Source organism: Nesterenkonia sp. F (genome assembly GCF_000220985.1).
Taxonomy (GTDB): Bacteria; Actinomycetota; Actinomycetes; order Actinomycetales; family Micrococcaceae; genus Nesterenkonia.
Genome location: NZ_AFRW01000130.1, coordinates 20,059 through 27,577, shown reverse-complemented (window position 1 = coordinate 27,577; position 7,519 = coordinate 20,059). Strand labels below are relative to the sequence as shown.

The window sequence follows — 7,519 nt, the reverse complement described above, 5'->3', positions numbered from 1 at the left end:
CGGGAAGATGCCGCTCGGAGCCGCCACTCGATGGGCGGACGAACTGCTCGACGGACCTGAGCCCCGCGCAGCTGCTCAGTCGCGCAGCAGGTCCGCGCCGATCGTCTCGCGCAGGATCTCGCTGGTGCCGCCGAAGATCGTCATCAGCCGCACCGCCAGGTACGCCTGCGCCACCGGATACTCGAGGATGTAGCCGTAGCCGCCGTGCAGCTGCAGGCAGGCGTCGATCATCGACTTCGCCCGCTCGCCGATGAACAGCTTCGCCTTCGAGGCGCCGACCACGTCCAGCTCGCCGGCGTCGAAGGCCTCGACCGTCGCGGCCAGATACCGCTGGACCGCCTCGAGCTCGACCTGCAGCTCGGCCAGCTGGAAGCGGGTGTTCTGGAACTCGGCCACCGGGCGGTCGAAGGCGGTCCGCTCGCGCACGTAGTCCACCGTCTGCGCCAGCGCGGCCTCGGCGACGGCGGCGGCCCCGGCGGCCACGGCCAGCCGGCCCTGGGGCAGGATCTCCTTGGCGATCTCCAGCCCGCGGCCCTCGCCGCCGATGAGGTTCTCGGCCGGCACACGGGCCTCGGAGAAGAACAGCTCGGCGGTGTCGGAGGCTTTCAGCCCCATCTTCTCCAGCTGCGAGCCGACCTGGTACCCGGAGTCGTCCTGCTTCTCCACCAGGAAGAGGCTGAAGGACGCCGCACCCCCGCGCCGCTTCACGTCGGAGCCGTCGGTGCGGGCCAGCACCAGTGCGCCGTCGCCGGAGACGGCGTTGCCGATGAAGGTCTTCTGCCCGGTCAGCAGCCAGGAGCCGTCGTCCTGCCGCACCGCCTTGGTGCGCACTCCGCGCAGATCGGAACCGGCGCCGGGCTCGGTGAAGGCCACCGAGGCGATGAAACTCGAGTCCAGGAACCGCGGCAGCCAGGTCTGCTGCTGCTCGGCGGTGCCGAAGCGCCGCAGCGCCGGCAGCACCCAGTCATCGTGCAGGTGCAGCGCCAGGGCCAGCCCGAGCGCGTCGGCGCGGGCGAGCTCCTCGTCGAGGATCATCCGGAACCGATAGTCGGTCAGCCCCATGCCGCCGTGATCCTCACCGACGGCCAGCCCCAGCAGGCCGTTCTCCGCGGCGGCCTCCCAGACCGCGCGATCCATCAGGTGGGCGGCGTCCCATTCCTTGTAGTGCGGGGTCACCTCGCGGGCGACGAACTCGCGCACCACCTCGCGGAACTCCTCGTGGATCTCCTCGTAGAAGCCGGGGAACATCTCAGGTCCTTTCACAGACGTCGGGGCTCAGGCGGATCTGGGCATGCACCCGGCCGACCGGGCTGGCACGGCGTCGGCCCGCCGCGCTCTCCCACCGGCGGGCGGGCGACGACGGCGCGGCGACGCCGCCGTCGATTCTCTCACTCCGACTCGTCGGCGTCGTGGCGACGGCGCCCGCGGTCCTCGTGGTGCTCCCGGCCGGCGTCGTAGCGGGCCAGGACGCGCCGCGCCTGGGCCACCACCGGGGCGTCGACCATCTCGCCGCGGAAGCGGAACGCCGCCGGCGAGGACGGTGCGGCGGCGAGCAGCGCCTTGGCCCGCTCGACGTCGGCCGGCGCAGGCATGTACGCCCGCCGGATCGGCTCGACCTGGTCGGGGTGGATGCAGGCCTTCGCGGCGAACCCGCTGGCCCAGGCCTCCTCGGCGTCGGCGGTCAGCCGCGGCCGCGAGCGCAGCTCGGTGGAGGTCGCGTCGACAGCGGCGAGCCCGTGCGCCGCCGCGGTGATCAGCACCATGTGCCGGATGTGCTGCAGCGCCCCGCGCAGCGCGCCGTCGGGCGTCCGCGACGTCGTCCCGCCCAGAGCCGCGGTCATGTCCTCGGTGCCCCAGAAGAGCGCCTCGACGGCGGGATGGGCGGCCAGCGCGGAAGCGGCCAGCACACCGTCGGGCCGTTCGATCTGCGGGATCAGCCCGGCCTGCGGCATCGCCGCGTGGAGTCGATCGAGGACGGCGACGTCCGCGGCCTTGGGAACGACGAGGTGACGCACTCCGGCGCCGTCGAGGGCTTGGAGGTCCGCCTCGAGCTCCTCGGGATCGCCGGCGTTGAGCCGCACCAGCGTGGTCTCCGGGTCCAGCGCCGGCTCGTCGCGGTCCGCCTCCCGCGGTCCGGCCGCATCGCCGGCGCTCCGCCCGGCGATCTGCCCGGCCGTCAGCGCGGCACCGGCGTCGAGCGCCCGGGCGACGTCGATCCGCGCGGTCGGCTTGTCGACGGCGGTCACGGCATCCTCGAGATCGATGATCACCGCGTCGGCCCGCGCGGCGGCCTTGCCGAATCGCGCCGGCATCGACCCCGGGCAGAACAGCAGCGACGGGCCGAGGGTGAAGGCGCAGGGTGCGGTGGACGGGATCGACATCAGCTTCCCTCCGGTCGGACAGGATCCGGGGGACGGCCCGGGCGGCGGTGCATGGCCCCAGGCTACGTCGGGACGCCGCTGGTCTCCGTCGGGGAACGCCGAGGAGCGCCGGGGCCGCCGGGACCGCCGTCGGGCTGAGCGCCCGCGAGCGATCCTCGCCCCTGCCCGCTCCATCCTCCCCCTTCCCCGTCGTGCCGCGCGTCAAGAACGACACCTGCGATGACTCCCACCACGGATCCGTGGCAGGATGGCGGGGATGACCGCCGTCGGTTCCGCACCGCGGCGACGAACACCCGTGGACAGTCGAGAGCGAGGCGAGGTCAGCCCCATGCCAGACGCGGCAGCTGGAACCCCCCTGCACATCATCACCCTGGTGAAGTCGGTGCCGGATGCTCAGCTCGAGCGCCGATTCACCGAGGAGCGGCACATCGACCGCTCCGAGGGGGTCCTCGGAGAACTGGACGAATATCCCCTGGAGACGGCCCTGCGGATCAAGGAGACCGCCGAGGAGCGCGAGATCCGGGTGACCGCACTGACCATGGGGCCCACGGGTGCATCGGCCGCGGCGAAGAAGGCTCTGCAGATCGGGGCCGACGACGCCTACGTGCTGACCGACGACGCATTGGCCGGCGCCGACATCTCCGCCACGTCGACCGCGCTGCGCGCCGCGATCGAGCGCATCCAGCAGGTGTCCGAGCTCGACGCCCAGCTCCTGGTGGTCACCGGCATGGCCTCCGACGACGGCGAGTCCGGGGCGGTGCCGGCCCAGCTGGCCGAGCGTCTGGGCGTGCACCTGCTCTCGCAGGCGACGTCGGTGGAGCTCTCCGAGGGACGGCTGGTCGTCACCCGGACCGCCACCGTCGAGCAGCAGAAGGTCTCCGCCGCACTGCCGGCGGTGGTCTCAGTGACCGACCAGGCCAACGATCCCCGCTACCCGAACTTCAAGGCGATCATGGCCGCGAAGAAGAAGCCGCTGACGGAGCTGAGCCTGACGAGCGTCGGCATCGGCCCGACGGCGGTGAAGCCGCGCGCCCAGGTGCTCACCGCCGAGCCGCGCCCGCCGCGGCACGGCGGAACGGTGATCACCGATGAGGGCGACGCCGGCGTGCAGATCGTCGACTTCCTGCAGAAGGAGCGTGTGCTGTGAGTGCTGTCCTGGTCTACTTCGAATCGGTCGGCGCCGAGCTGACCTCCGCCCAGCAGGAGCTGATCACTCTGGCCGACGCCGTCGGCGAGGTGCAGGTCGTCACCGGCTCCACCACCTCCGACGCCGTGCATGCGCTGGCGCTGGAGGGCGTGCACACGCTCTACACCGGAGAGGGCGAGATCCATGCGCCGGATCCGGCGGTGATCGATCTGCTGGAGACCGCGGTGCAGGAGACCCGCGCCCATGCGGTGCTGGCCCGGAACACCGCCGACACCACGGACGCGCTGGCGCGGCTGGCGGTGCGGCTGGACACCGGGCTGATCACCGACGGCGTCGGGCTGTCCCATGACCTGCGCGTCACCAAGTCCGTGCTCGCCGGCTCCTACACGACCACCGCCCGCGTGGCCGAGGGCCGTCCGCTGATCGCGACGATGAAGCCGAACTCGACGGAGCCCCACCTGGTTCCCGGCGGGGCGCCGGAGATCGTCACGCTGCCGGTCACCGCGGCCGCCGCCGAACAGCTGCGGGTCCTGGAGCGCACTCCGCTGGAGGCTTCCGACCGGCCGTCGCTGACCGAGGCGCGGTGCGTGGTCGCCGGCGGCCGGGGCCTCGACGGCGACTTCGGCCCGCTGGAGGAGCTCGCCGACGAGCTCGGCGCGGCGATCGGCGCCTCCCGCGCGGCCACCGACGCCGGGTGGATCGACCACGCCGCGCAGGTCGGCCAGACCGGCGTGACCGTCTCCCCGCAGCTCTACATCTCCGCCGGCATCTCCGGGGCGATCCAGCAGCGCGCCGGCATGCAGACCGCGCAGACCATCGTGGCGATCAACAAGGACGAGGACGCCCCGGTCTTCGAGATCGCGGACTTCGGCGTCGTCGGGGATCTCTTCGAGGTCGTGCCGCAGATGGTCGAGGAGCTGCGCAGGCGGCGCAGCTGAGCTGAGGCCCGCTCCGGGGCGCGACGAGACGGCTCGGCCGATGACTCCTCGGGCGACGAAGCTCCCCGAGGTCTCGCAGGGTCACCGCGTTGTTTCACGATGAATCTGCGGGAACTCGGGGATCTTCGGTGCCCGGCGCCGGTCGGACGACGACGGAGACGCCACCGACGACGGTGCCGTCCCGCTCAGCGCGGGTCGAGCGTGGCCGCGCCGCGCAGCTCGCGCGGGGCCATCCGCTGCAGCTGGGTGACATGCTCGGGCCCGAGCTCGTCCACCGTCTTGACCTCGAGCAGCTTCATGGTCCGCTCCACCTGGGTGGAGAGGATCTCGATGGTGCGGTCCACGCCGGCGCGGCCGCCGGCCATCAGCCCGTAGAGGTAGGCCCGGCCGATGAAGGTGAACTTCGCGCCCATCGCGAGCGCGGCGACGACGTCGGCGCCGTGCATGATGCCGGTGTCCATGGTGACCTCGAGGTCGTCGCCGACCTCGCGGACGACCTCGGGCAGCAGGTGGAACGGCACCGGCGCGCGGTCCAGCTGCCGGCCGCCGTGGTTGGAGAGCACCACGCCGTCGACGCCGAGGTCGGCCAGCGTCTTCGCGTCCTCCACGGTCTGCACGCCCTTGACCACGATCGTCCCGTCGAACAGCTCGCGGATGATCGACAGGTCGTCGAAGGAGATCGAGGGGTCCATCGCCGAGTTCAGCAGCTCGCCGACGGTGCCGCCGGTCGAGGTCAGCGAGGCGAACTCCAGCGGCGGAGTGGTCAGGAAGTCGAACCACCACCAGGGCCGCGGAATCGCGTCGACCACAGTGCGCAGGCTCAGCTGCGGCGGGATGGAGAAGCCGTTGCGGGTGTCGCGCAGCCGGGCGCCGGCCACGGGAGTGTCCACGGTGAAGAACAGCGTGTCGAAGCCGGCCGCCGCCGCCCGCTCCACCAGCTGGTAGGAGATCTCGCGCTGGCGCATCACGTACAGCTGGAACCAGTTCCGCCCGTGCGGGTTGGCCTGCTGCACGTCCTCGATGGAGGTCGTGCCCAGCGTCGAGAGCGTGAAGGGGATCCCCGCGGCACCCGCCGCCGAGGCGCCGGCGGTCTCGCCCTCGGTCTGCATCAGCCGCGTGAAGCCGGTCGGGGCGATGCCGAAGGGCTGGGTGGAGGGCCCGCCGAAGATCTCCACCGAGGTGTCGACCTCGGAGACGTCGCGCAGGATCGCGGGGTGGAACTCGACGTCCTGGAAGGCCTGCCGCGCCCGGTGGATGGACAGCTCGCCCTCGGCGGCGCCGTCGGTGTAGTCGAAGGCCGCCCGCGGAGTGCGGCGCTTGGCGACGGTGCGCAGATCCTCGATGGTCAGCGCCGAGTTCAGCCGGCGCCGCTTCGCATTGAGGTCCAGCTTCTTGAACTGCATCAGCTCCGCGAGCTCGCGGGGATCCGGCAGTCGACGTTCCACCATGGTGTTCTCCTTCGACGGCGCCGGCCGGGCCGTTCCGGTCGGCGAGGGCTGGGAGCCGACGCACGGGGGCGCGCGCCGGCCGGGAATGGCATCGGACGACTCAGCTGCGAGGACGATACCGCGCCGGCTGATGCGTCCGGCGGACGAGCTCGCGCAGCTCGGCCAGCGAGCCGGTCAGCGTGCCGGCGGTGCGCGCCTGGATGAGCAGGTTGCCGATGGCGGTGGCCTCCACCGGGCCGGCGACGACGTCGCGGCCGGAGCGGTCGGCGGTGGCCTGGCAGAGCAGCGTGTTCAGCGAGCCGCCGCCGACCATGTGCACCACCTCGACCTCGCGGCCGGCCAGCCGCGCGGCGTCGTCGAGCGCGGAGGCGAATCGTGCGGCGATCGACTCGACGATGCTGCGCACCAGCGCCGGCTTCGAGGCCGGGACCGGGAGGTCGTGCTCGGTGCACCAGGACCCGATCCGCGCGGGCATGTCCCCGGGGGCGACGAAGCGCTCGTCCTGGACGTCGAAGACGACCACCTGGCCGTCGTCGACCTCCGCCGCGGCGGCCAGCAGCTGCGGCAGATCCTGCGCATCGGCGGTCTCGCGCTCCCAGGTGCGCAGCGTCTCGGAGAGCAGCCAGGTGCCCATGACATTGGTCAGGAAGCGGAAGGTGCCGTCGACGCCGCCCTCGTTGGTGAAGTTCGCCGCGCGGCTCTCGTGGCTGACCACCGCTTCGTCGAGCTCCAGGCCGACCAGCCCCCAGGTGCCGCAGGAGATGTAGGCGGCCTTCTGCGACGAGAGCGGGGTGCCGACGACGGCGGAGGCGGTGTCGTGCGAGCCGACCAGGGTCACCGGCAGGCGCGCGCCGGACAGGAAGGGCGCGAGCTCCTCACGGGTCTCGCCCAGCGCGGTCCCCGGGGCGGCGATCTCCGGGAAGATCGCCCGCGGCAGACCGAGCTGCTCGAGGAGCTCGTCGTCCCAGTCGCCGGTGGCCACGTGGACCAGTCCGGTGGTCGAGGCGTTGGTCGCCTCGGCCGCGGAGCGGCCGGTGAGCCAGTGGCCGAGCAGATCCGGCACCAGCAGCAGCTGCTCGACGGCGGCGGACGCGGGCCCGGTCAGCAGGGGCTCGGCGGCCAGCTGATAGAGCGTGTTGAACGGGAGGAACTGCAGGCCGTTGCGGGCGTAGAGCGAGGCGAAGGGCACCTGGGCGTGCACCGCGTCCACCCCTGCGGCGGTGCGCGCGTCGCGGTAGTGGAAGGGCGTGCCCAGCAGCGACGGCGCGCCGGCGCCGACGGCGGAGGCGCCGCCGGTCAGCAGCCCGTAGTCGACGGCCCAGGAGTCGATGCCGACGGAGGCGATGCCGCCGTCGTCCGCGGTGGCGCGCACGGCCTCACCGAGCCCGGCCAAGGCCTGCTCATAGAGGCCGACCAGGTTCCAGTGCAGCCCGTCGGGCAGGTGCACCGGGCCGTTGCCGAAGCGCGCCGCCTCGGTCAGCTCCAGGGTGTCGGGTCCGATCCGGCCCAGGACCACGCGCCCGCTGGAGGCGCCGAGGTCCACGGCCGCATGCGTCGTCGTCGGCCCGCTCGTCCGACCCGTCGTCGATGCCGTCACCATGCTCA

At 72.6% G+C, this 7,519-nt stretch carries 6 protein-coding genes; 2 read left to right on the top strand and 4 right to left on the bottom strand.

Annotated elements, in window-relative coordinates; genetic code table 11:
* Nucleotides 1-75 precede the first annotated feature (75 nt).
* Together GU5_RS0112265 and GU5_RS15555 are read right to left on the bottom strand one after the other, a co-directional pair.
* Nucleotides 76-1,248, bottom strand: coding sequence for an acyl-CoA dehydrogenase family protein (locus GU5_RS0112265; RefSeq protein WP_010525866.1), 1,173 nt, complete (start codon nt 1,246-1,248; stop codon nt 76-78).
* Between the two features lie 140 nt (nt 1,249-1,388).
* The gene (locus GU5_RS15555) at nt 1,389-2,381 is read right to left on the bottom strand and encodes a CoA ester lyase (RefSeq protein WP_010525865.1); all 993 of its coding nucleotides are present in this window, start codon (nt 2,379-2,381) and stop codon (nt 1,389-1,391) included.
* 328 nt (nt 2,382-2,709) lie between these two features.
* Between GU5_RS15555 and GU5_RS0112255 the strand changes: the two genes are divergently transcribed.
* Both GU5_RS0112255 and GU5_RS0112250 read left to right on the top strand, forming a co-directional pair.
* On the top strand, nt 2,710-3,528 hold the full coding sequence (locus GU5_RS0112255; RefSeq protein WP_010525864.1) for an electron transfer flavoprotein subunit beta/FixA family protein: 819 nt from the start codon (nt 2,710-2,712) through the stop codon (nt 3,526-3,528).
* On the top strand, nt 3,525-4,466 hold the full coding sequence (locus GU5_RS0112250; RefSeq protein WP_010525863.1) for an electron transfer flavoprotein subunit alpha/FixB family protein: 942 nt from the start codon (nt 3,525-3,527) through the stop codon (nt 4,464-4,466). The genes GU5_RS0112255 and GU5_RS0112250 overlap by 4 nt, the downstream gene beginning before the upstream one ends.
* A gap of 185 nt (nt 4,467-4,651) precedes the next feature.
* On the opposite strand, the gene GU5_RS15550 is transcribed toward GU5_RS0112250, so the two are convergent.
* Nucleotides 4,652-5,914 (bottom strand): alpha-hydroxy acid oxidase, encoded by a 1,263-nt coding sequence (locus GU5_RS15550; protein WP_010525862.1) that lies wholly within the window; start codon nt 5,912-5,914, stop codon nt 4,652-4,654.
* A gap of 100 nt (nt 5,915-6,014) precedes the next feature.
* Complete coding sequence (locus GU5_RS0112240; RefSeq protein WP_050806685.1) at nt 6,015-7,514, bottom strand: rhamnulokinase family protein; 1,500 nt, start codon at nt 7,512-7,514, stop codon at nt 6,015-6,017.
* Between the last annotated feature and the right edge of the window lie 5 nt (nt 7,515-7,519).

What these genes read in the sequence shown, in the direction of transcription:
- GU5_RS0112265 (WP_010525866.1), bottom strand. Translation starts at nt 1,248, where the DNA reads ATGTTCCCCGGCTTCTACGAGGAGATCCACGAGGAGTTCCGCGAGGTG.
- GU5_RS0112255 (WP_010525864.1), top strand. Translation starts at nt 2,710, where the DNA reads ATGCCAGACGCGGCAGCTGGAACCCCCCTGCACATCATCACCCTGGTG.
- GU5_RS15555 (WP_010525865.1), bottom strand. Translation starts at nt 2,381, where the DNA reads ATGTCGATCCCGTCCACCGCACCCTGCGCCTTCACCCTCGGCCCGTCG.
- GU5_RS0112240 (WP_050806685.1), bottom strand. Translation starts at nt 7,514, where the DNA reads ATGGTGACGGCATCGACGACGGGTCGGACGAGCGGGCCGACGACGACG.
- GU5_RS15550 (WP_010525862.1), bottom strand. Translation starts at nt 5,914, where the DNA reads ATGGTGGAACGTCGACTGCCGGATCCCCGCGAGCTCGCGGAGCTGATG.